Annotated in this window: 20 protein-coding genes and 1 tRNA gene; 9 read left to right on the top strand and 12 right to left on the bottom strand. The window is 58.8% G+C overall.

Translation table 11 applies throughout. From position 1 onward, the window contains the following. Positions 1-9: 9 nt before the first annotated feature. Positions 10-1,779 carry an ABCB family ABC transporter ATP-binding protein/permease gene (locus tag ACRAWE_RS15780; RefSeq protein ID WP_025160225.1) on the bottom strand — a complete coding sequence of 590 codons (1,770 nt, stop codon included), beginning with the start codon at positions 1,777-1,779 and terminating at the stop codon, positions 10-12. A 180-nt stretch (positions 1,780-1,959) separates the two neighbouring features. Here ACRAWE_RS15780 and ACRAWE_RS15785 point away from each other — a divergent pair, with 180 nt between their 5' ends. Continuing rightward, positions 1,960-2,817, top strand: a complete 858-nt coding sequence (locus ACRAWE_RS15785; RefSeq protein ID WP_211130057.1) for an AraC family transcriptional regulator — start codon at positions 1,960-1,962, stop codon at positions 2,815-2,817. A gap of 193 nt (positions 2,818-3,010) precedes the next feature. On the opposite strand, the gene actS is transcribed toward ACRAWE_RS15785, so the two are convergent. Beyond that, the gene (gene actS, locus ACRAWE_RS15790) at positions 3,011-3,763 is read right to left on the bottom strand and encodes an amidase activator ActS (protein WP_432525600.1); all 753 of its coding nucleotides are present in this window, start codon (positions 3,761-3,763) and stop codon (positions 3,011-3,013) included. Positions 3,764-3,912: 149 nt separating this feature from the next. Between actS and ACRAWE_RS15795 the strand changes: the two genes are divergently transcribed. The 5 genes from ACRAWE_RS15795 to ACRAWE_RS15815 all read left to right on the top strand — a co-directional run bounded on the left by ACRAWE_RS15795 (position 3,913) and on the right by ACRAWE_RS15815 (position 8,310). Further along, the gene (locus ACRAWE_RS15795; protein ID WP_432525601.1) at positions 3,913-4,482 is read left to right on the top strand and encodes an HdeD family acid-resistance protein; all 570 of its coding nucleotides are present in this window, start codon (positions 3,913-3,915) and stop codon (positions 4,480-4,482) included. 147 nt (positions 4,483-4,629) lie between these two features. Next, a complete protein-coding gene (locus ACRAWE_RS15800) occupies positions 4,630-4,968 on the top strand; it encodes a hypothetical protein (RefSeq protein ID WP_074056032.1) in 339 nt (112 codons plus the stop codon). Between the two features lie 251 nt (positions 4,969-5,219). Continuing rightward, positions 5,220-5,834, top strand: coding sequence for a 2OG-Fe dioxygenase family protein (locus tag ACRAWE_RS15805; protein WP_230329007.1), 615 nt, complete (start codon positions 5,220-5,222; stop codon positions 5,832-5,834). Further along, positions 5,831-7,063 (top strand): cysteine desulfurase-like protein, encoded by a 1,233-nt coding sequence (locus ACRAWE_RS15810; RefSeq protein ID WP_432525602.1) that lies wholly within the window; start codon positions 5,831-5,833, stop codon positions 7,061-7,063. The genes ACRAWE_RS15805 and ACRAWE_RS15810 overlap by 4 nt, the downstream gene beginning before the upstream one ends. 254 nt (positions 7,064-7,317) lie before the next feature. Next, positions 7,318-8,310: a LacI family DNA-binding transcriptional regulator gene (locus tag ACRAWE_RS15815; RefSeq protein ID WP_211130061.1), complete on the top strand. Its 993-nt coding sequence runs from the start codon at positions 7,318-7,320 to the stop codon at positions 8,308-8,310. A gap of 90 nt (positions 8,311-8,400) precedes the next feature. Here the strand turns inward: ACRAWE_RS15815 and ACRAWE_RS15820 are convergent, their stop codons facing one another. The 3 genes from ACRAWE_RS15820 to ACRAWE_RS15830 are packed head-to-tail and all read right to left on the bottom strand — an operon-like array spanning position 8,401 to position 12,031. Next, positions 8,401-9,798: a c-type cytochrome gene (locus tag ACRAWE_RS15820; RefSeq protein WP_063917964.1), complete on the bottom strand. Its 1,398-nt coding sequence runs from the start codon at positions 9,796-9,798 to the stop codon at positions 8,401-8,403. Continuing rightward, positions 9,795-11,447, bottom strand: a complete 1,653-nt coding sequence (locus ACRAWE_RS15825) for a GMC family oxidoreductase (protein WP_432525603.1) — start codon at positions 11,445-11,447, stop codon at positions 9,795-9,797. The genes ACRAWE_RS15820 and ACRAWE_RS15825 overlap by 4 nt, the downstream gene beginning before the upstream one ends. Then, positions 11,444-12,031, bottom strand: a complete 588-nt coding sequence (locus tag ACRAWE_RS15830; RefSeq protein WP_019455671.1) for a sugar dehydrogenase complex small subunit — start codon at positions 12,029-12,031, stop codon at positions 11,444-11,446. Before ACRAWE_RS15830 ends, ACRAWE_RS15825 begins: the two co-directional genes overlap by 4 nt. 748 nt (positions 12,032-12,779) lie before the next feature. Between ACRAWE_RS15830 and ACRAWE_RS15835 the strand changes: the two genes are divergently transcribed. Continuing rightward, a complete protein-coding gene (locus tag ACRAWE_RS15835) occupies positions 12,780-13,730 on the top strand; it encodes a 2-hydroxyacid dehydrogenase (protein WP_432525604.1) in 951 nt (316 codons plus the stop codon). An 87-nt stretch (positions 13,731-13,817) separates the two neighbouring features. Next, positions 13,818-15,128 carry an MFS transporter gene (locus ACRAWE_RS15840; protein ID WP_019455669.1) on the top strand — a complete coding sequence of 437 codons (1,311 nt, stop codon included), beginning with the start codon at positions 13,818-13,820 and terminating at the stop codon, positions 15,126-15,128. Positions 15,129-15,332: 204 nt separating this feature from the next. Here the strand turns inward: ACRAWE_RS15840 and ACRAWE_RS15845 are convergent. The 6 genes from ACRAWE_RS15845 to xerD all read right to left on the bottom strand — a co-directional run bounded on the left by ACRAWE_RS15845 (position 15,333) and on the right by xerD (position 21,749). After that, positions 15,333-15,406, bottom strand: a tRNA-Gly gene (locus ACRAWE_RS15845). A 147-nt stretch (positions 15,407-15,553) separates the two neighbouring features. After that, positions 15,554-17,071, bottom strand: coding sequence for a lysine--tRNA ligase (lysS, locus tag ACRAWE_RS15850; protein WP_019455668.1), 1,518 nt, complete (start codon positions 17,069-17,071; stop codon positions 15,554-15,556). Positions 17,072-17,080: 9 nt separating this feature from the next. Continuing rightward, a protein-coding gene (gene prfB, locus ACRAWE_RS15855; RefSeq protein WP_100219139.1) for a peptide chain release factor 2 occupies positions 17,081-18,179 on the bottom strand; the annotation gives its coding sequence in 2 pieces (ribosomal slippage) (positions 17,081-18,103 and positions 18,105-18,179; 1,098 coding nt in all). 166 nt (positions 18,180-18,345) lie between these two features. Then, complete coding sequence (gene recJ / locus ACRAWE_RS15860) at positions 18,346-20,079, bottom strand: single-stranded-DNA-specific exonuclease RecJ (protein ID WP_019455665.1); 1,734 nt, start codon at positions 20,077-20,079, stop codon at positions 18,346-18,348. Between the two features lie 6 nt (positions 20,080-20,085). Further along, positions 20,086-20,802, bottom strand: a complete 717-nt coding sequence (dsbC, locus tag ACRAWE_RS15865) for a bifunctional protein-disulfide isomerase/oxidoreductase DsbC (RefSeq protein WP_019455664.1) — start codon at positions 20,800-20,802, stop codon at positions 20,086-20,088. A gap of 26 nt (positions 20,803-20,828) precedes the next feature. Beyond that, positions 20,829-21,749: a site-specific tyrosine recombinase XerD gene (gene xerD, locus ACRAWE_RS15870; protein ID WP_154747450.1), complete on the bottom strand. Its 921-nt coding sequence runs from the start codon at positions 21,747-21,749 to the stop codon at positions 20,829-20,831. A gap of 85 nt (positions 21,750-21,834) precedes the next feature. Here xerD and fldB point away from each other — a divergent pair, with 85 nt between their 5' ends. Beyond that, entirely contained in the window at positions 21,835-22,353 is a 519-nt protein-coding gene (gene fldB / locus ACRAWE_RS15875; RefSeq protein ID WP_019455662.1) for a flavodoxin FldB, read from the top strand. Positions 22,354-22,389: 36 nt separating this feature from the next. Here fldB and creD read toward each other — a convergent pair whose 3' ends face one another. Next, positions 22,390-23,754, bottom strand: coding sequence for a cell envelope integrity protein CreD (gene creD / locus ACRAWE_RS15880; RefSeq protein ID WP_019455661.1), 1,365 nt, complete (start codon positions 23,752-23,754; stop codon positions 22,390-22,392). Positions 23,755-23,783 lie beyond the last annotated feature (29 nt).

Here is a 23,783-nt window from a genome sequence, read left to right on the forward strand (position 1 = left end):
ACGGCGGCGTCAGCTCAGTTCGTGATCTTCGCTGTACTGGGTTTGCCACATCGCAGCATAGCGGCCGTTTGCCGCCAGCAGCGCCTCATGCCCCCCGCGCTCGACGATTTCTCCCGCCTCCAGCACGATGATCTCATCGGCGTCCACCACGGTGGAGAGCCGATGGGCGATCACCAGCGTAGTGTGGTTGCGGCTCACCTCGCGCAGGTGCCCCTGGATTTCGCGCTCGGTTTGGGTATCCAGTGCGCTGGTCGCCTCGTCGAACACCAGAATGGCCGGATTTTTCAGGATGGTGCGCGCGATCGCTACCCGCTGCTTTTCACCGCCCGACAGCTTCAGCCCACGCTCGCCCACCCGGGTATCGTAACCGTCAGGCAGACCGACAATAAAATCATGGATATGCGCCAACCGCGCCGCCCGCTCTATTTCTTCATCGCTGGAGCCGGTTTTGCCATAGCCGATGTTGTAGCGCAGCGTATCGTTGAACAGCACCGTATCCTGCGGCACGATGCCGATCGCCTGCCGCAGGCTGGCCTGGGTCAGCTGGCGAATGTCCTGGCCATCGAGGGTAATGGCGCCGCCCTGCACGTCGTAAAAGCGAAACAGCAGGCGCGACAACGTGGACTTGCCCGCGCCGGAGGCGCCGACCACCGCCACCGTGTGGCCCGCCGGTATGGCAAAACTCACCTGTTTGAGGATCGGCCGACGCACGTCGTAGCCGAAGCTGACCGCATCGAACCGCACTTCGCCGCGATCGAGACGCAGCGGCTGCGCATCCGGGCTGTCGACGATTTCGCGCTTCTCCTGCAGCAGATCGAACATGTTCTCCATGTCGATCAGCGCCTGACGCACCTCCGAGTAGATGAAACCAAAGAAGTTCAGTGGCTGATACAGCTGCAACAGGTAGGCGTTAACCAGCACGAAATCGCCGACCGTCATCGTCCCCCGCGTAATCCCCTGCGCAGCCATCGTCATCATCACGATCAGCCCGATCGAGATAATGGCGGTTTGCCCCAGGTTAATCGCGGTAAAACTGAATTGGTTCTTGATGGCGGCGTATTCATACAGCCTGCGCGACAGATCGAAACGCTCGGCCTCGAACTCTTCATTGCCGAAATACTTCACGGTTTCATAGTTCAGCAGGCTGTCGATGGATTTGCTGTTGGCGTCGGCATTGGCCTTGTTGAGCTCGCGGCGAAAGCGGGTGCGCCAGCTCACCGCCAGCACGGTGAACAGGATGTAGCAGCCGACCGTCGTCAGGATCGCCAACGCGAACCAGCCGTTCAACATGTGCCACATAATCGCCGTGACCAGCGTCAGCTCGAACAGGATCGGCACGATAGAAAACAGCAACCGCGACAGCACGGTAGACACCGCCTGGGTGCCGCGCTCAATGGACAGCGACAGCCCGCCGGTCTGGCGTTCCAGATGGAAGCGCAGGCTCAGCGCGTGCAGCTGACGAAACACCCGCACGCCCAACAGGCGCGTGGCGTTCTGGCTGACGTGGATAAACATCACGTTGCGCAGCTCCTCAAACAGCGCGCCGCCCACTCGCGCCACGCCGTAGGCGACGATCAGCCCCAGCGGTACCGCCAGCATTTTCGCCGTCTCGCCGCTCAGTGCATCGACCATCGCTTTGTAGGCCAGCGGCACCAGCGTGGTGCTGACCTTGGCCGCCACCATGAATACGAAGGCCACCACCAGATACCAACGCAGCCGCGGGTTGTCTTTCGGCCACAGATAGGGCAGCAGGAATTTCAGCAAACGGGAACGATCCATCATGTAATATTCATCTTCTCGGTCGGGCTCGCGGCGCACGGCCGCGCGGGGTTATGATTTTGGCCTGGCCGGCGGCGAACGCCGCAGCCATCCCGTTTTCCTGCAATGGCAACTCAGCATCATCCGTCAGGAGACGCGGCGGCGGTTCGGGCAAAGTTCAGGCATGGAGGAGACAATCACATGACCCACTCGTATGCAAAACGCTTTGCGCAGGTCTTTGACTATATCGACCGCCACCTGGACGAGGCGCTCACCGTCGAAAAACTGAGCGAAGTGGCCCATTTTTCGCGCTTTCATTTTCAACGCCAGTTTAGCGCGTATTGTGGCATCTCGGTGTGGCGTTATATCCAGTGGATGAGGCTTAAACGCGCCTCGTACCGCCTGGCGTATAACCCGCTGGAGCCGGTGATTGACATCGCGCTGGACGCCGGTTTTCAGAACCCGGAGTCCTTCAGCCGCGCCTTCAAACAGGCGTTCAGCCAAACGCCGAGCCAGTTTCGCAAACAGCCGGCCTGGATCGATTGGCAACAGCGCTTTCCCGAACCGAAACACAAAAGGAAACAACCCATGAAGGTAGATATTGTCGATTTTCCGGCCACGCCGGTGGCGATGATCGAACATAGCGGCCCACCCGCGCTGGTCAACGAAACCGCCGCACGCTTTATCGAGTGGCGCAAAACCAGCGGCCTGTCGCCGGTCAGAAGCAGCCGCACTTACGGCATCGCGCCGCACGATCCGGCCATCACCGAAGCGCAGGACTTCCACTTCTTCATTTGCGGCGAAGTCACTATGCCGATCCCGGAGGACAACGCCTTCGGCGTGGTGAACGGCACGCTGCCGGCCGGGCGCTGCGCGGTGCTGCGCCATCACGGCTCGCTGGATGGGCTCTCGGAAAGTGCCCACTATCTGTACCGCGAGTGGTTGCCGGCCAGCGGCGAGGAACTGCGCGATTTCCCGCTCTATTTCCACTACCACAACTTCGTGCACGAGGTGGCGGAATATGAACTGGTGACCGATCTTTATCTGCCGCTGAAATAACTCATCTCAGGCTCCGCAAGGAGCCTGAAATTAATGGCAAATCTGATGCCGTTGCCGGGCTTACAGAAGACAACCTATAAAAAATAAGGAAAATCAATGTATTGATTTTCGGCTGTTCACCACCAGGGAGGAAAAACCACGCTTTTTCCTCCCTGGTCAACAGGCTAGGGCTCCGCAAGGAGCCTGATTGGCGTTAACAGGATGGCGACGAACCCTGCGGCGGCAGATAACGCTGCGGATCGAGCGCGGTGGCGCGGTAGCGAATCTGGAAATGCAGGAACACCGAATCGGTGCCGGTGCTGCCCATGGTGCCGATCTTCTGCCCCGCTTTCACATCCTGGCCGTTGCGCACCAGCGTAGTGTCGTTGTGCGCATAGGCGGTGATAAAGTCTTCACCGTGCTTAATCATGATCAGGTTGCCATAGCCGCGCAGCTGGTTGCCGACGTACACCACTTTGCCTTTGGCGGAAGCGTAGATCGGCTGGCCGCGTTTGCCGGCAATGTCGATGCCCTTGTTGCCGCCATCTGAATTGGAGTAGGCCTGCACGATTCGGCCGCTGGTCGGCCAGCGCCAGCAGCGAGCGGCGCCCGGCGGCGGCGTCTGCTTGGCGATCGCGGCGGAAGAAGAGGTTTTACGGCGCGTGGCGGCGGTTTTGGTCGGCGCACCGCCGCTCAGCCGCAGTTTCTGCCCCACTTCCAGATTATAGGGCGCGCGTATCTTGTTGATTCTGGCCAGATCACTGACTTCGCTGTCGGTGATCCAGGCGATGTAATACAGCGTATCGCCCCGTTTGACGGTGTAGGACTTGCCGGTGTAGCTGCCCTTCGGCAGTTTGTCGTAGTCGCGGTTGTAGGTGTTTTTACCCGAACACCCGGCCAACAGCAGCCCCAATGCCAGACACACCGCGATGCGGCGCCACCCTGCCAGTTTGCTTCCTGTGCTCAAATCCTGTCCTCGGTCGTCGTTTCGGTTCTGATGCGCGTCAGCCGCACAGTGTAACATTTGCGCCGGGTCAGTCAAAAACCCCCAGACGGTCTATGCTAAACAGGTAAGGATGACTGATTTATTACCCAACGACGAAATGGAGTACTGTCATGTTGAACCTCGACCGCAATAATCTGCCCCTCCTGAGCGAAGATCTGCTCAAAAAGCAACGCACCACCCTGCTGATCATCGCCTTCCTGCTGCTGGCCGGCGGCATACTGTGCCTGGTTAATCCTTTCGCCTCCGGCGCGGCGTTGAGCATCGTGGTGGGCGTCCTGCTGCTGTTGAGCGGCGCCGGGCTGATTATCGCCATGATCGCCAATCGGGCGCAGAATACCTGGCCGATGATCGGCGGCATTTTGCTGGGCGTGGCCTACCTGATTATCGGCTATGTGTTCATCACCAGCCCGCTGGCGGGCATTTTGGCGCTGGCGGTGTACCTTGCCGTGCTGTTCGCGCTCGGCGGCATCGCGCGCCTGGCGGCTGGCTATATGCGCCGCGGATTGCAGGGCAACTGGCTGCAGTACGTCATTGGCGTACTCGATTTGATCATCGCCTGGATGCTGATCGGTTCAGGCCCGGCGGCGTCGGTCACGCTGGTGACGGCGATCGTCGGCATCGAGATGCTGGTCAGCTCCTTTGCGCTGTTCCAGGCGGCGAATCTGTTCAAACGCGCCTGACCCTACCGGCCCGCCGCCGGCGGGCCGTCACTTCGTCTCCTCTTCTCCGCCGTTTCCAGGCAAAACAACGCGATACCCCCGCAGCTTGTCCGTGGTTATCTTCATCGGTAAGTGCCAATATAGGTGAAGACAAGGGAGCTGAAGCCGATGACCACCCATTCCAACCCGCTGAACTCACGTGAAGTTTGCCTGCAATTGCGCCACTTCAATCAGGTAATCGGGCAGCAATGCCGCAATATGGCGCGTCAACAAACCGTCTGCCCATGCTGCCTGGCGGACATCGCCACCGGTTGCGACGCCGGTATCAAATTGTGCGGACAGCAGTTAGCCAAGCCGAGCCCGCAAACCCCACTGTTTCAGCAGATTCGTAATCTGCTGCTCGATCTGCGCGCCGAAGCGAAAGGGGTTCACAGAATCGATACCCTGAACCGCACCAATAATGAAATTTCCTGGCTGTTGCGCGAGCTGTATTTCGAAACCTTCTGACCGTTTCGACCATGCAGTCACCCCGTGCCATCTGCTGCGCGGGGAATAGGCCGCGCCATGTCGCCTCCCTCCTCGTACGCCCCTTCCGCTCTTCGCGTTCACCCAGCTTTACGACCGCCATCACACCTCGCCAACCTCAAATTGCGTTGGTTATAGAGTCGTCTACAATTCAATCGAATTACCCCCTACAACATCAGAAATTATTATTATTAGAGGTGATTATGTTACAGAAACACGAAAACGTAATAAGTATGACTGTACTAAGCCCACAAGCCACCCAACAACTGATGCCTTCGTTTTCCTTCTTGCCCCACACGCAACACGCCGATGGCAAATATCGCCTGCGCCGTTATTCGGTCGTCAAATATCTCAACCCCAACGTCGCTGAAGTGGGGCCACGCACCTTCATGCAGTCCGATCAGATCAACCACTTCCAGGGCAACGTGGTGCGCCGCTTCGAACCTATCGACAGCGCCGTGCTGCAGAGCGCCGGCATGGCGGAGATGTGCAACCTGTTCGCCGAAAATAACGAGCTGCCGGAAGGCACCGAGATAGAGATCCACCAAATGCGCGTGGTCGCCATCCAGAAAGATACGCTGGTGGCGCCGGAAGGCATTCACCAGGACGGTTTCGACCATATCGCCATGATCGCCATTCACCGGCACAACATCGTCGGCGGCGAAATCATGCTGTACGACGACAGCCATCACGATCCCTTCTTTAAAAAAGCGCTGGCGGACGGCGAGGCCGTGCTGCTGGCGGACAGCAAACTGTGGCATAACGCCACGCCGATCAACGCCGTGAGCCCGCAAGAAGAAGGCTACCTGGATCTCTTCGTCCTCACCGCCCGGGGAGAGAAAGCATGATCTTTACGCCCGAGCTCGCCCGAAGCCAGTTCAGCGCCCTGTCTCAGCAGATCGACGGCAAGCCGGTGATTTTTTTCGACGGCCCCGGCGGTGCGCAGGTCTCACGGGGCGTGCTGGAAAAAATGACGGACTACCTGGGGAAATACAACGCCAACCTGGGCGGCCACTACTTCTCCAGCCGCGTCACCGGCGAGGTGATGGGCCAGGCGCGGGAATCGGTGCGCGCCTTGTTAAATGCGCCGTCACCCGACAACATCGTCTTCGGCATGAACATGACCACGCTGACTTTTCACCTCAGCCGCACTATCAGCCGTGGCTGGCAGGCCGGCGATGAGGTCATCGTCACCGCGCTGGATCACTACGCCAATGTCTCCAGCTGGCGGCAAGCCGCCGCCGATAAAGGCGCTGTGGTGCATCAGATAGCCTTGGAGCACGCCGACTGTTCCCTCGACGCCGCGAAAGTGTGTGAACGCATCAACGCCAACACCCGCCTGGTGGCGGTCAGCTACGCCTCCAACGTCACCGGCAGCATCGTCGATATCAAAACCATCGTCGAAGCCGCACATCGGGTAGGCGCGCAGGTATATGTCGACGCCGTACACTATGCGCCGCACAACCTGATCGACGTACAGGCGTTGGGTTGTGATTTCCTGGTCTGTTCCGCCTACAAGTTCTTCGGCCCGCACGTCGGCATGGCCTATATCGCGCCGCAGTGGCTGCAGCGTCTGCAGCCGTACAAAGTCGAACCGGCCACCGACGTCGGCCCCGGCCGTTTCGAGACCGGCACGCAGAGCTTCGAGGCGCTGGCCGGCGTCACGGCGGCGATCGATTATCTGGCGCAATGGGGCACGCCCGGCGCGCCGTTAAGACAGCGTCTACAGGAGAGCTTCGCCGCTTACCACCGGCACGAAGAGGCGCTGTGCCGCCACTTTTTGCAACGGCTGGAGACGCTCGACGGCATCCGGCTCTACGGTAATCCGCAGGCGGACAGCACACGTCGCACGCCGACCTTCGCCCTGACCTTCGATGGTCATACGCCTGATGCGATCGCCCGCCGCCTGGGGCAGCACAATATCTGCGCCGGCAGCGGGCATTTCTATGCGCTGGGCCTGGTTCAGCAGTTGGGGCTGCAAGAGGGCGGCGTGCTGCGCATCGGCATGATGCACTACAACACCCAGGGCGAGATCGACACGCTGTTCGAGACGATCGCCGAAGATATCCTCAGTTAACCGCAGCATCGGCCCGCTCACCCCATTGGGCGGGCCGCAAAGGGGTAAATGGCCTTTTCCTCCCTTGATAGCAAACCGTCATGATCTGCGAGGAAAAGAGCCTATTAATGCCGGTATGGCATGGAAAAGATAGCGAGAACGGCGCATCTTGCGGTAGCCGCCCGACGCCCGGAGACAGCACATTGCACTCATTCTCTTTTGACTCGGCAGTCGGCATAATGACAAACACGGTCTGGGTCAGATGAGAATCAATGGTGAAGTCGCAGCGAATTACGTTAAATGACATAGCTGTACTGGCGGGTGTCACCAAAATGACGGTCAGTCGCTATCTGCGCACGCCGGAGAGGGTGAAACCAGAAACGGCGGCGCGCATTGCCAGCGTGATCGAGGACGTCGGCTATCAGGCCGATCCTGACAACCCGACCCTCTCTGCCAACAGCCCTCCCCTGATCGGCGTTCTGGTCCCTTCCTTTAACAATCTGATCTTTGCTGACGTGCTTGCGGGCATTGAATCCGTGTCGTCTGTGCAGGGCTATCAGACGCTGGTGGTCAATTATGACTACAACAGCAAACGTGAAGAGGAGCAAATTGCCGCCATTCTGGCTTTTAAGATCAAAGGGCTGCTGCTGACCGAGTCGGTCCATAGCCTGCGGGCGGAAAAATTCCTGCGGGCGGCGAAGATACCCGTTGCCGAAATTATGGGGCTATCAGGCAACGCAGATCGAATTAACGTGGGTTTTGACAATGTCAAAGCCGGCTATGACATGACCACCATGCTGCTGGCTAGCGGTAAAAAGCGCATTATCTATTTTGGTTCAATGTCTGATATCCGCGATGAACAGCGCTATGCGGGATACTGCCAGGCGATGGCGAACCAGGATTTGCCTACCGGGCGCATTTCCCCCAATAAGGTCTCTTCCATTTCGATCGGGACAGGCATGATGACGCTTGCGAGCCAACTGTACCCGGATATGGACGGTATTCTCTGCACCAATGACGATCTGGCCGTGGGGGTGCTGCAGGAGTGCCTGGCAAACGGCATCCGCGTCCCCGCGCAAATCGCCATTGCCGGATTTCACGGTCTTGAGATCGGGCAGGTCATTACTCCCAAACTGGCCAGCGTACTGACGCCACGGTATGAAATGGGGAAAGTGGCGACAGAGATCATCATAAAGAAAATCAAAGGGCTGCCGACCATTGAGCACGTCGATCTCCACTATCGCCTGTCGATGGGGGAGACGATATAGCTTGCCCTGCCGGTTTCGTCTGCGGAAAAGCCCGCCTTGCGCCGTTCAACTTCAGCCAGGCGGCGTCGCCCACCTGGCCGTTCCCTCCCCTTAACGCGCCTTACGGCGACGGAGCCAAAATAGTATCAGCAGGATGACGACTATCGCGCCGCCGGCCATGCCCGGCAGAATCATCGGCTGCGCGCGTGCCAACAGCGGTTTCGGCCCCCCGGCGCGCACTTCACTCACGTCGGCCTCGGTCACGCTCAGCCTACTGTTGCCGTATTTCTGCAGCACGAAGTTCGCAATATCGGCAACCTGCTTATCCGTCAGCTCGCCGATGTAAGAACCGGCCCCAAAGCTCGGCATCAACACATGCTTACCGTCAACCCGGCGATCGACCCCCTGCAGAATAACGGCTATCAAATTTGACGGGTTGCTCGCTGCCGTGGTGGAGTTATTGAACAGCGATGGGTAGGCCTGGTTAAGGCTGCCGCTGCCGTCCGGCTGATGGCAACTGGCGCAGTAACCGCTGTAAAGCACCTCGCCGCTATTGAGCGTGTGGTTGGCGTTGGGCGAGTTCACGCCGCGCAGGTTGCGCTCGACGTTGTAGTGCGCCAGGCTAAGACTGGCGCTCTGACGATCGTCGCCCTGCGCAGGCACGCTCTTCAGGTAAATCGCTATCGCCCGCAGCTGCCGGTCGGTAAGGTATTGGAAGCTGTGCTCAACGGCCTCGGCCATCGGCCCCGCCGCTTGCGCGCGCCCTTCCACCCGGCCGGTTTTCAGATAGTCCATTAACTCCTGCTCGCTCCAGCTGCCGATGCCCTCCTGACGATCGGCGGTGATATTTGGCGCGTACCAGGCGCCCAGCGAAGCCCCCATCAGGAAACGCGAGTTGTCTTCCGCCATCAGCACATTACGCGGCGTATGGCAGGTTCCGCAGTGAGCCGGGCCCTGCACCAGCGCGGCCCCTTCGTTCCATGCGTCATCCTTTGTCGGATCCGCGACGTAGCGCCGATTGTCCAAATAGAGCATATTCCACACCGCCATGGAGAGACGGATATTGAACGGGAACGGCAGATCGGTGTAGTGCTCGGCCGGTTCATCGACCGGGGCGACGCCATGCATAAAGTAGGTATACAGCGCATGGATCTCGTCATCACTCAGACGGGTGTAGGCGGTGTAAGGCATTGCCGGGTAGAGATGCGAGCCATCTTTGCGGATCCCGGATCGCAGCACGTCGGCAAACTCAGCTTCGGAATAGCCACCGATGCCGTATTTCACCGATGGGGTAATATTGGTGGCGTAGATGGTGCCCATCGGGGAAGCGATGCCATATCCCCCGGCAAAAGGTTTGCCCTGCTGCTGCGCATTCGTATGACAGGCCATGCAGTCCGAGGCGATAGCCAGCGCCTGCCCTTTAGCGATCAGATCGCCGTCCCGAGCGTGCGCCGCGAGGCCGCATCCCAGCAGCAGCGCCGCCGCCAACGAGTGGGTTACTTTATTCATTTGCTCTCCAGGGCGCGCAGTACGTCATTGGCCGCCTTAAGCCCAAGCGCCGCCATCGTCAACGTGGTGTTGACGACGCTGGCCGAAACCATCGCGCCTCCGCCCGGGATCCAAAGGTTGTCATGATCGTGAGCGCGGCAGTTACCGTCCACCACCGAGTTGCTGGGATCGCTGCCCATGATCGTGCCGCCCATAATGTGGTTGTTGGCATTCAGCTTGTCGTTAATCACAAACTCTTGCGCATCAAACAAGTCGCCGATCTGGCGCAGCTGAGTTTTGACCACTTCCAGCCCTTTGCGCACGTAGTCGCCGACGTCGTAGTGGATGTCCGGGCAAGCCAGGCCATGTTTGTCTTTGCGGGTTGGGCTCAGCGTTAGGCGGTTATTCGGATCCGGCAGCGGTTCCAGGCTGATGGAGAGATCCACCGAGCGGCTGGCGCGGTCGCGCACCTCCTCCTGCAGCGCCTTGCCGACCTTGCCCGTTTTCAGCACCTCCAGGGCGGATGGGATCACCCGATTGATGTTATTGATGATGATCTTGTTGGCGGAATGGTCGCTGCGGAAGGCGCCGTCGCGATACCCCACCATGCAGCTGCTCTGCGCCGGACCGCGGCCAACCCACAGAGGCTCACGCGCCAGGAAGGAACAGTGCAGGCCGGAGTGGTCCATCATGTTGCGCCCCACCTGATCCGAACTGTTCGCGATGCCGTTCGGGTTCTTTTCGTTGGCCGCCAGCAGCAGCAGGCGCGGGTTTTCAATCCCATTGCAGGCCAGAACGAACGCTTTGCCGATCGCCCGATGAGAGCGGTGCGTGGTGTCGTACCAATGGACGGCAGTGACGCGGTTATTGTCGTCGGTGTCGATTTTGTACACCACCGCTTCGGGGATCACCTTCGCCCCTTTGTGTTCAGCCCGTTCAACGTGGTGAATGCCGTTGTACATCGCTCCGCTCGGACAGATCGGTTGGCAGTTGTTATTACCGCAGCAGGTGGGCCGCCCATTCCAGGGCCGAGTGCTGCGACCTTGCGGAATGGGCACCGATTTAAAACCGTGAGGATTTACAATCTCCGCGATACGCCGGTCGCCGTAGGCCCAGGGCACCATGTCCATCGGGTAAGGCCCACTGCGTTCCGCAGGGGACTGCCACTCCGGGTTGTTCGGGCCAGCAACGCCGATCTCCTCTTCGGCTTTGGCGTACCACGGTTCGATTTCCTGGTAGGAAATCGGCCAGTCTCGCCCTACGCCGTAGAGGGATTTCATGCGAAAGTCATTGGGGTGATTGCGCCAGCAGGAGGCTGCCCAATGCCAGGTGGTTCCTCCCACCACGCGCAAGTAACCCTGCTTAAAACCAGATCCATTGGGGCCGGTCAGCTTGATATAGTCGTTTTCCGGGAAATAGAGCGGCGCGGTGGCGTACTCCGATTGAGGGTAAAGTCCCTGGAAGTCCGACCCCGCACGGTTGTGCAGCGGCATATTGCGCCAGTTTTCCACCGCCTGAGCGCGCTCAATGCGCGGGCCGGCTTCAAGCACCAGCACCGAATATCCCTGGCTCACCAAAGTATCCGCCATCAGGCCGCCCACGATGCCGGAACCGACAATGACGACATCGGCTTCAGCATCGCCGGCAGCATTTATGATTGGGCTTTTCACGCGGGCTCCTTATCTTTTTCGGCAAATAAGGCAGGCAAATCTGTTGCGGGAATAGCGGGTTGGCGGGTCACGCCCGGCGGCAGGCCGGTCCACCACAGGGGGCCAAAATTACACCAGGTCGGCACAATCAAAGCATCCTGCACCGTGCGGTACATCAGCGCCTCTTTATAAGCGATCAGCTGGCCATGTTCGGCGTTTGAAGGATCTACGGTTCCGGTATACCACGCGGTCACAATTGCCTGGATCAGCTCACTCTGCCCCTGCTCGATCGCCTTTCGGTTAAAGGCTTCCGCATCTGTGGTTTGTTGGCTCAGGATGAACAGGGCGTTGAGCTGTGGGTTCAGCTGCGGAAAATGCTCGCGCAGTGCAGAAAAATAGCGGGCGGAGAGCGTGACGTCCAGATCGTCAAACGCCGTAATTTTCCTCGAAATTTGCAAAAATTGCGCGTATTCAATGGGCGAAGCGGCAATCTGAGCCCGTTCCGCATAGGTAATATTTGAATAAGGTAACAGGCTGGCGGTGACGATTACGCCCACCATTTTTGCCAGCGCCTCCCTGCGGGTAAGCACGGTTTGCAACGACATAGTTAGCTCCAAAATAATTATGTTTTTGTATAGTTTTTTTTAATATGTATCAGAATGCATGCAAACCAAAATGAAAAATGGCATCTAAATGAGGAATAGCATTAAAAGATCAAGGTGTTATGGCGTTGCCGTTTTTTGCACCGACGATAAACTCACGGTGCATTAATGACATAATAAAAACGCGCGACGAATTACCCGGAAAATAACTCGGCGTAATTTATGTCGTAAATGGATTCGACCCGACGCAATATTTAAACGCCAAACGTTAGCCGTATTTACGAGAGGGGCGAGCCCTTGTGCAACATCTGAAATAGCACTCGTGCACCATTATTCAGGTGGTGGATGAGGGAGGTTTTCCGCCGACAGTCTGAGCCGTTGCGGGATCGTCTTTGACATGACGGAATAAGCGCCGGCCTATCTCACGGCTTTTAGCTGCTTAAAAACATGACAAAAATCACTTAATGGCATGTTACGAAACGACGTTACCTATCCTGTGATCCACAGCAGATAATCGCTGGATATTCACCGATTCCAACAGGGTTGATAGGTTTCACTGACCCGGCCACCGGCATAATGTGCTTATTTCCCCTGATAATAACTGACAGAAATAATGAAATTGCACACCAGATCACGCCAGCAGTAACACGGTTTTTTAACACTCTTTGGCGTGATACAGATCGCAAAAATAAGCGGTAAAAAAACGTCTGATACAGGATATCCCATTTTGTTTTCAGACAGGATCGCAACCATGCATACTGACACTCAACCTACCGTTTTACTTATCGCGCCGGTCATGGACGCTTTACAGATCGCGTTGGACGCCAGTTACCGGGTATTCCGTCTCTATGAACAATCTGACATTCCGGCCTTTTTGGCTCGCCATGGCGCAGAGGTTCGGGCGGTGGTCACCCGTGGCGATGTGGGGGTCACCCGAGAGACGCTGGAACAGCTGCCGCAGGCCGGCATGATTGCCGTCTTTGGGGTGGGCACAGACGCTATCGATCTCAACTACACCCGGGAGCGTGATATCCGCGTCGGGATCACCGCCGGTGTGCTGACCGATGATGTGGCCGATCTGGCGATGGGGCTGCTGCTGTCCGCCAGCCGCCGCCTGTGCCAAGGGGACCGCTTTGTGCGTGAAGGCCGCTGGGAAACGACGCAGCCGCCGCTGGCGACCAAAGTGAGCGGCAAACGCATCGGCATTTTTGGCATGGGGAACATCGGCCAAGCCATCGCCCGACGAGCCAAAGGCTTTGATATGACCGTCCTGTATACCGATCGCCAGCGCAAAGGCGGCCTGGACTATCAGTGGTGCACCGATCTGCACGCGCTCGCAGCACAGAGTGATTTTCTGGTGATCGCGGCGTCTGGCAGTGCGGAGAACCGCGGGATTATTGATGCTAGCGTATTTGCCGCCATGCCCGATCGCGCCTGGCTTATCAATATCGCCCGCGGCAGCCTGGTCGATGAACCGGCGCTGATAACGGCGTTACAAAATCATGTTATCGCCGGGGCCGCTCTGGACGTATTTGAAAACGAACCCCATGTACCGGCGGCGCTCTTGGCTCTCGAGAATGTTCTGCTTCAGCCCCACGTGGCCAGCGCTACCGTAGAAACCCGCCAGGGAATGAGCCAATCCGTTTTGGATAATCTGGCTGGTTATTTTTCCCATCAGGATATTCCTGGCTTAATTCAATAAAAATGATCGCCTGAATGGCGAACCATCATTTTTATTCAGCCTAACAAAATATCCGCTTATCGTGGCGGATATCATCGAGGCGTTACTATGACCGATAAAATACCAGGAACTCGCTGGCTGCGGGTTATCGCGCCGATCCTTATCACCTGCATTATTTCATTTATGGATCGCGTTAATATCAGCTTTGCTCTGCCGGGCGGCATGGAACAGGATTTAGGCATTACCAGCCAGATGGCTGGCGTGGCCAGCGGTATCTTTTTTATTGGTTATTTATTTCTGCAGATTCCCGGTGGACGGCTGGCGGTTTACGGTAGCGGCAAACGTTTTATTGCCTGGTCGCTCGTGGCCTGGGCGATTGTCTCTATCGCTACCGGGTTTGTCACCCATGAATATCAGTTGCTCGCGCTGCGTTTTATTCTCGGGGTCTCCGAAGGTGGGATGTTGCCGGTGGTGCTGACCATGGTAAGCAATTGGTTCCCGGAAAAAGAACTGGGCCGGGCCAACGCCTTTGTCATGATGTTTGCGCCATTGGGAGGGATGCTGACCGCCCCGGTTTCCGGCGCGATTATTGCCGCCCTCGACTGGCGCTGGCTGTTCATTATCGAAGGCTTATTGTCGATCGTGGTGTTGACCATTTGGTGGCTGGTGATCAGTGACCGCCCGGAAGAAGCGCGTTGGCTACCGGCCAAGGAACGCGAATACCTATTGACCGAGCTGGCCCGGGAGCGCAAAGCGCGAGAAGGGATGGCGCCGGCGGCCAAAGCGCCGCTCAAAGCCGTGTTCCGTAACAAAGGATTGATGCGCCTGGTCGTGCTGAATTTCTTCTACCAAACCGGTGACTATGGTTATACGTTGTGGCTGCCCACCATCTTGAAGAACCTGACCGGCGGCAGCATGGCTAATGTTGGCGTGCTGGCGATCCTGCCGTTTATTGCCACTCTGGCGGGGATTTATGTGATTTCGCTGTTCAGCGATCGCAGCGGTAAACGCCGTTTATGGGTGAGGATCTCCCTGTACTGTTTTGCGGCGGCGCTGGTGGCCTCGGTAATTCTGCATGAGCATGTGGTGGCCGCTTATATCGCGCTGGTGGTATGCGGCTTCTTCCTTAAAGCGGCAACCAGTCCATTCTGGTCCATTCCCGGGCGCATTGCGTCGGCAGAAGTCGCCGGCAGCGCACGCGGGGTGATCAACGGGCTGGGCAATCTCGGTGGGTTCTGCGGCCCCTATCTGGTGGGCGTCATGATTTATCTGTATGGGCAGAATGTCGCGGTTTGCGCGCTGGCCGTATCGCTGCTGCTGGCAGGCACCATCACCTTCCTGCTGCCGAAAGAGTGCGATCGCGCCGGCGGAGAAACCGACGACCGCCTGCCATCAGGGGCTAAACAGAAGTGGAGTTAAGCGGCAATAACGCTCTGTGGGCAGCGACGGCGGCTCACACCCGCGTCAGGCTTGGGTGGCGCGTTGTTTATCGCGCCAAAACGCAGGACCAGGGGGTGAGATGATCACAAGCCAACTCGATACCCAAACGGTAATGCGGTTCGGTGAGAAATCGTCTTTTCTGAAAGTGGTTATAACTTAATGAAATGATACATAAGGAGATTTTGGAGCGGGTGAAGGGAATCGAACCCTCGTATGCAGCTTGGGAAGCTGCCGTTCTACCATTGAACTACACCCGCATCGGTGTGCGACAGGCATTATAACCGGTTATCGGCGGCGGGCAAGCGGAGATAGCGCGTAACTGTCGATGTTTTAAGCGGTTAAGTCCCGTGGGCGAAAAAAAACCGGCGCAGCTGCCTGCACCGGTTGTTGCACGCTAAACGGGATTACTTCTGCGGGCGCATCGCCGGGAACAGAATCACGTCGCGGATGGTGTGGCTGTTGGTGAACAGCATCACCATGCGGTCGATACCGATGCCCAGGCCGGCAGTCGGCGGCAGGCCGTGCTCCAGCGCGGTGACGTAGTCTTCGTCGTAGAACATCGCTTCGTCGTCGCCGGCGTCTTTGGCGTTCACCTGGTCGGCGAAGCGCTGCGCCTGGTCTTCGGCGTCGTTCAGCTCGGAGAAGCCGTTGCCGATTTCACGGCCGCCGATGAAGAACTCGAAGCGGTCGGTGATTTCCGGGTTAACGTCGTTGCGGCGCGCCAGCGGCGACACTTCAGCCGGGTACTCGGTGATGAAGGTCGGCTGAATCAGATGGCTTTCCGCCACTTCTTCGAAGATCTCGGTCACGACGCGGCCCAGACCCCAGCTCTTCTCAACCTTGATGCCGATGGATTCGGCGATGGCCACCGCTTTGCCCATGTCGGCCAGATCAGCCAGATCGGTTTCCGGACGGTATTTCTTGATCGCCTCGGTCATGGTCAACTTCTCGAACGGCTTGCCGAAATCGAACACTTCGTCGCCGTACTGCACCTGAGAGGTGCCCAGCACTTTCTCGGTCAGGGTGCGGAACAGGCTCTCGGTCAGTTCGATCAGGTCTTTGTAATCCGCGTAAGCCATGTAGAGTTCCATCATGGTGAACTCTGGGTTATGACGCGGAGAAACGCCTTCGTTGCGGAAGTTGCGGTTGATTTCGAACACGCGCTCAAAGCCGCCGACCACCAGACGCTTCAGATACAGTTCCGGCGCGATGCGCAGGTACATGTCGATATCCAGCGCATTGTGGTGCGTGATGAACGGACGCGCGGACGCGCCGCCCGGGATCACCTGCATCATCGGGGTTTCGACTTCCATGAAGCCGCGTTCCACCATGAAGTTACGGATAGCGGACATCACCTGCGAACGCACTTTGAAAGTGTTGCGCGATTCTTCGTTGGCGATCAGATCCAGATAACGTTGACGGTAACGGGTTTCCTGATCCGCCAGGCCGTGGAATTTGTCCGGCAGCGGGCGCAGCGCTTTGGTCAGCAGACGCAGTTCGGTGCAGTGGATCGACAGTTCACCGGTCTTGGTTTTGAACAGCTTGCCGCGCGCGCCGAGGATATCGCCCAGGTCCCATTTTTTGAACTGGTCGTTGTACACGCCTTCAGCCAGATCGTCGCGCGCGACGTACAGCTGAATGCGGCCGCCCACGTCCTGCAGCGTAACGAAGGACGCCTTGCCCATAATGCGGCGAGTCATCATGCGGCCGGCGACGGTCACTTCTACGCCCAGCGCTTCCAGCTCTTCGTTGTCTTTATCGCCGTACGCAGCGTGCAGTTTGTCGGAGGTGGAATCGCGACGGAAGTCGTTCGGGAACGCAATGCCGTTCTCGCGCAGGCCGGCCAGTTTCTCGCGGCGGGACTGCAGTTCGTTATTGAGATCCAGCGCCTGATCGGCGCCCTGTACTTGTTGTTCAGACATTTCTATTCCTCATAACCCGGCTTTCAAACTTGCCTCAATGAATTTATCCAGGTCGCCATCCAGTACGGCCTGCGTGTTACGCGTTTCGACGTTGGTGCGCAAATCCTTGATGCGGGAGTCATCCAGCACGTAAGAACGGATTTGGCTGCCCCAGCCGATGTCGGACTTGTTGTCTTCCATCGCCTGTTTATCAGCATTTTTCTTTTGCATCTCAAACTCGTACAGCTTGGCTCGCAGCTGTTTAAACGCTTGATCCTTGTTCTTATGCTGAGAACGATCGTTCTGGCACTGCACCACGATGTTGGTTGGCAGGTGAGTAATACGTACGGCGGATTCGGTTTTGTTGACGTGCTGACCGCCCGCACCGGAGGCGCGGTACACGTCAATGCGCAGATCCGCCGGGTTGATATCGATATCGATATCGTCGTCCACTTCCGGGTAGATGAACACCGAACTGAACGAGGTGTGGCGACGGCCGCCGGAGTCGAACGGGCTCTTGCGCACCAGGCGGTGCACGCCGGTTTCAGTGCGCAACCAGCCGAACGCGTAGTCGCCGATGATCTTGATGGTGGCCGATTTCAGGCCCGCGACGTCGCCGTCGGACTCTTCGATCACTTCGGTTTTGAAGCCTTTGGCTTCGGCCCAGCGCAGGTACATGCGCAGCAGCATGCTGGCCCAGTCTTGCGCCTCGGTGCCGCCGGAACCGGCCTGGATGTCCAGGTAGCAGTCGGCGCTGTCGTATTCGCCGGAGAACATGCGACGGAATTCCAGCAGCTCAAGCTTGGCGATCAGTTGATCCAGCTCGGCGACCGCTTCGTTGAAGGTCTCTTCATCGTCGGCTTCCACCGCCAGTTCCAGCAGCCCGCTGACGTCTTCGCCGCCCTGCTGCAGTTGATCGATGGTTTCAACGATGGTTTCCAGCGCGGCGCGCTCTTTGCCGAGCGCCTGTGCGCGCTCAGGCTCGTTCCAAACGTCCGGCTGCTCCAGCTCGGCGTTGACTTCTTCTAGGCGTTCCTTCTTGGCATCATAGTCAAAGATACCCCCTAAGAACCGCAGTCCGCTCGGACAGGTCCTGAATTCGGTTTTTTACCGGATTAATTTCAAACATGGTTTCGTTCTTTTACGTTGATGTCGTCGATGGCGGAATGCCATTGGAACCGCTAATTCTAACGGATCCGGGCGGCAGTTTATAGCGAGTTGGTCAGTTTTTGTGGCGATCGGGTAGGATGCAGGGGATTGGAGAGCCCAATCCCCGAATTGCGTTCAATTTCGCCTCAGCGCGGCCAAAGATGCTGGATCAACAGCTGCACGTTGCGGTTGCCGCGAAACTCATTGACGTCGAGCTTGTAGGCCAATTCCACTTCGCGCACGCTGCTGTCCGGCCACAGCGTGGTGTCCACGTTGAAAGCGATGCCGTCGAGCAGCGGGCCGCCGCCGAGCGGCTCCACCATCAGCTTCAGGTGTTTCTCGCCCACCAACCGCTGCTGCAGAATGCGGAACTTGCCGTCGAAGGTCGGTTCCGGGAACGCCTGGCCCCACGGGCCGCCCTCGCGCAGCAGCTCCGCCGTCGTCAGCGACAGCTCCTGCATCGCCAGTTCGCCGTCAGACCAGATAACCCCTTCCAGCATCGCCGGATCGAGCCACTCCCCCACCAGCTCGCCGAAACGCTGGCGAAACTCGTCGAATTTGGCTTCTTCCAGCGACAGCCCGGCCGCCATCGCGTGGCCGCCGAACTTCATCATCAGCCCAGGGTTCAGCATATCCAGCCGCTCCAGCGCGTCGCGCATGTGCAGGCCTGGCACCGAACGGCCTGAGCCTTTCAGGATGCCGTCGCCCGCCGGCGCGAACGCGATCACCGGACGGTGGAAACGCTCTTTGATACGCGAAGCGAGGATGCCCACCACGCCCTGATGCCATTCCGGGTGATACATCGCCAACCCGTAAGGCAGCTCGGTGCTGGTGCGCTCCAGCTGATCGCACAGCTGCAAGGCCTCCACCTGCATGCCCTGCTCGATCTCGCGGCGCGTCTGATTCAACGCATCGAGATCGTTGGCCAGCATACGCGCCTGAGCAATGTCGTCGCTCAGCAGCAGTGCCACGCCGATCGACATGTCGTCCAGCCTGCCGGCGGCGTTGAGCCGTGGGCCGAGGGCGAAACCGAGATCGTTGGCCGCCAGTTGGCGGGCGTCGCGGTTGGCCACTTCAAGCAGCGCGCGGATGCCTGGGCGGCATTTGCCAGCGCGGATGCGGTTTAACCCCTGATACACCAGAATGCGGTTGTTGGCGTCCAGCGGCACCACGTCAGCCACGGTGCCGAGCGCCACCAGATCCAGCAGCTCCGCCAGATTGGGCATCGCCAGGACGCGCTGCTCGAACCAGCCGCTCTCCCGCAGGCGGGCGCGCAGCGCCAGCATCAGATAGAACGCGACGCCCACCCCGGCCAACGACTTGGACGGGAAAGCGCAGCCGCGCAGGTTGGGATTGACGATCGCTTCGGCCGCCGGCAGGGTCTCGCCCGGCAGGTGGTGATCGGTCACCAGCACTTGCATGCCCTTGGCGTGCGCCACGTCGACGCCGGCGTGGGAAGAGATGCCGTTATCGACGGTGACGATCAGCTCCGCGCCGCGCGCCGCCGCCTGTTCCACCACTTCGGGGCTCAGGCCGTAACCGTCTTCGAAGCGGTTCGGCACCAGATAGTCGACGGCAGCGCCGCCCATGCTGCGCAGCGCCAACACCGTCAGCGCAGTGCTGGTGGCGCCGTCGGCGTCGAAATCGCCCACCACCATGATGCGGCGGCCGTCAGCCAGCGCCTGTTGCAGCAGGCTGACCGCGGCGTCGATGCCGTCCAGCTGTTGCCAGGGCAGCATACCTTTGACGCCGCGCTCCAGTTCTTGCTCAGCCTGCACGCCGCGCAGGGCGTAAAGCCGCCGCAGCAACGGCGGCAAACTGGCGGGCAGATGCGTGTCGTCCGCCGCCGGGCGGCGGCGTAGTTGCGTTTTGATACTCACCGGCGATTAACCACCGGCTTTGGTAGCGGCCTGGTGCGCGTCCAGCATGGCGGCCATCTCTTTCGGCCCCTGATAGCCTGGAATCATCATGCCGTTTTCCAGGATGATCGCCGGCGTGCCCTGAATGCCGAACTGCACGCCCAGCTCGTAATGCTTGCTGATGTCGGTTTTGCAGGTCGCCGGGGAGATGGCGTCGCCCTTCATGGCGGCGTCAAACGCCTTGGCCTTGTCGGCGGTGCACCAGATTGACTTCATGTCTTTTTCAGCCTGGGAGGCCAGCCCCTGGCGCGGGAACGCCAGGTAACGCACGGTGATGCCCAGATCGTTGTACTCTTTCATCTGCTGGTGCAGCTTGTGGCAGTACCCGCAGGTGATGTCGGTGAACACGGTGATCACGTGTTTTTCTTTCGGCGCCTTGTAAACGATCATCTGATCTTTCAGCGCGTCCAGCTTGGTGCTCAGCAGCTGATTGGTCACGTTGACCGGCTCTTTGCCGCTGACGTCGAACAGCGGGCCTTGCAGAATGTGCTTGCCGTCTTCGGAAGCGTACAGTACGCCGCTGTCGGTCAGCACCGTTTTCAGGCCGGCGACCGGCGAAGGCTGCACGTCCGCCTGCTGGATGCCCAGACCGGCGAGCGCTTTTTTGATCGCTGCGTCATCGGCATGGGCGGTGCCGGCCACCGAAGCCACCAGCAGAGAAAGCAGCATTAAACCTTTTTTCATTGTTCCAATCCTTTCGAACCCGCCGCTCAGGCGCGCGGGTGATGCTGTTGATGTAGCTGTTTCAGTCGTTCGGTCGCTACATGAGTATAAATTTGCGTGGTCGAGAGATCGCTGTGCCCTAACAACATCTGTACGACACGGAGATCGGCCCCATGGTTCAGCAAATGGGTGGCGAACGCGTGCCGCAGCACGTGCGGCGACAGACGCTCGCTGTCGATGCCTGCAAGGATCGCATAGTGTTTGATGCGATGCCAGAACGTCTGTCGGGTCATTTGCTGGCAGCGGGTGCTGGGGAACAGCACATCCAGCGTCTGGCCGTTGACCAGCCAAGGGCGGCCATGTTCCAGATAATTTTCGATCCAGTAAACCGCCTCTTCGCCCAGCGGCACCAGCCGCTCCTTGTTGCCCTTGCCGATCACCCGCACCACGCCCTGGCGCAGGCTGACGTCGCTGATGCTCAGCCCCACCAGTTCGGAGACTCGCAGCCCGGTGGCGTACAGCACTTCGAGCATCGCCTTGTCGCGCAGCTCCAGCGGCTGATCGACGCAGGGCGCCTGCAGCAGCGCATCGACCTGCGCCTCGCTCAGATCCTTCGGCAAACGCTGCGGCAGCTTGGGGGAAGCCAGCTGCGCAGTGGGATCGTCGGCACGCAGTTTTTCGCGGTACAGATACTGAAACAGGCGACGCATGGCGCTCAGCAAGCGCGCGGAACTGGTGGCCTTGTAGCCGCCGTCCACCCGCTCGGCGAGAAACGCCTGCAGATCCAACGCCTGCGCCTGCAGCAAGGTGGTGTTTTGCTGGCCAAGCCAGGCGCCCAGGGCCTGTAAATCCAGCCGGTAAGAGGCCAGCGTATTTTCCGCCAGATTACGCTCAAGCCACAGCGCATCCAGGAATTGTTCAATCAGCGCATTGTCTTGCTGTTGCACGCGGTCCTCTCTTTGTTGCATTTCCACCCGCGCCATTATGCCTTAAGCCGGCGCAAATCAGGTATACTCGCTGCAATTCTCTAAACAGCAACGTAACGGTTTACACATGAAGATTGGTCTGTTTTACGGCTCCAGCACCTGCTACACCGAGATGGCGGCGGAAAAAATCCGTGAGATTCTGGGTGAGGACCTGGTCGACCTGCACAACCTGAAAGACGTCTCGCCCAAGCTGATGGAGGAGTATTCCATTCTGATCCTCGGCATCCCAACCTGGGATTTCGGCGAGTTGCAGGAAGATTGGGAAGCGATCTGGCCGCAACTGCCGGCGCTGGATCTGAAAGGCAAGATCGTCGCCATGTACGGCATGGGCGATCAGCTCGGTTACGGTGAGTGGTTCCTCGACGCGCTGGGCATGCTACACGATCACATCGCGCCGCTGGGTGTACAGTTCATCGGCTTCTGGCCGACTGAGGGCTTCGAGTTCACCAGCCCCAAACCGCTGAGCGCCGACGGCAAACACTTTGTCGGCCTGGCGCTCGATGAGGTCAACCAATACGATCTGAGTGAAGAGCGCCTGCAGCAATGGTGCGAACAGATCCTGTTGGAAATGGAGCCGCTGCTGTAACCGCTATCGGGCGCTTAACGCGCCCGATTTCCCCGCTTATTTCCACAGCCGGAAACGTGGCTCTTCTTCGCTGGCTGGCGTTTCCTTTGTCAGACGCGCCGGATCAGCCACCTGATACCAGTCCAGCTTGCGCGTCAGCAGCATGATGCCCGCCAGAATGGCGAACAGCAGCCCTGCCCCCAGCACCAACGCATTGTCCTCCGACTGCAATAGCAAATAGAGCACGCCGTACAACAACAATAAGCTCGCGGCGAACAGCGCACCGCGCAACTTGCCGCGCAGTACGGCGCTCAGATAGAAGGCGATCAGCCCGCTGCAGGCGATGCTGGCCGCCAGGTAAGCGAGAGCGAACCCCAGGTGTTCGGAAAAGGCCAGCAGAATCAGGTAGAACAGCACCAGCGCCGCACCGACCAACAGATATTGAATCGGGTGCACTCGCAGCCCGGTCAGGGTTTCGAACAGGAAGAACGCCATAAACGTCAGCCCGATAAACAGCAGCGCGTATTTGACTGCGCGCTCGGTCAGCTGATAGTGATCGACCGGTTCGACCAGGCTGGCGCTGAAGGCCGGCAGCTTATCCTCGTCGATAATGCCATCATCGTAATAGAACGCACTGTTGATGTTGTTGGCAAACCAGGTGCTGCGCCAGCGAGCGCTAAACCCCTGCTCCGTCACCTTGCGTTCGTCCGGCAGGAAGTTGCCGAGGAAATTCGGATGCGGCCAGTTGCTTTGCAACTGCAGTTCGCTGCTGCGCCCCAGCGGCACCAGCGACAGGCTGCTGGTGCCCGCCAGCGTCAGGGTGAAATCGGCGTTCAGTCCCTCTTTTTGTTGCAGCGCCGCCAGCGTCAGCGGTGCGTGGATCCCCTGGCGCAACGATCCCACACCGGTGCCCGGCTCAAAGGCCACCGGCTGCGGTGTTGCCAGCGGAGAAATGCTCTTGATGCCGCGAGAGTCGCTCAGCGCTACCAGTAAGAACGGCTGGCCGACGGTCACGTTGGCGCGTTGCAAATCCGTCAGCTCCGGCTGACCGAAACGCACCTTGAAGTTCAGCGGCCCTTGGTAAACCTGCGTCTGATAAATGCCCAGCTTGCGCACCTCCACATTCGGCGCCCCCTGTACCTGAAGCGACTCCGGCAACAAATAGCGGTAATGCTGCACCCGCTGCACCACCGTTTGCCCTTTCTCGTCTTTCTTCTCTTCTCGTTCGACATAAGGAATGACAATCAACGGGCCGAGCACGCGCTGTGCCCCGCTGGTGCTGTCGCTCACCTGCCCGACCACGCTTTGCCGATAGCCGCTACGTTCGTCGATCACGCTCATCAGCTGGGCGATGGGAATCAACATCACCAACATCAATCCCAGCAACGTGGTTATTTTCCAGAAAAGTACCGATTTCATCATGCTCACTCCTTGTAGGTAATGAGGTCACG

This window comes from Serratia sp. BFP-2025 (assembly GCF_050880365.1).
In the GTDB taxonomy this organism is placed as follows: Bacteria; Pseudomonadota; Gammaproteobacteria; order Enterobacterales; family Enterobacteriaceae; genus Serratia; species Serratia surfactantfaciens.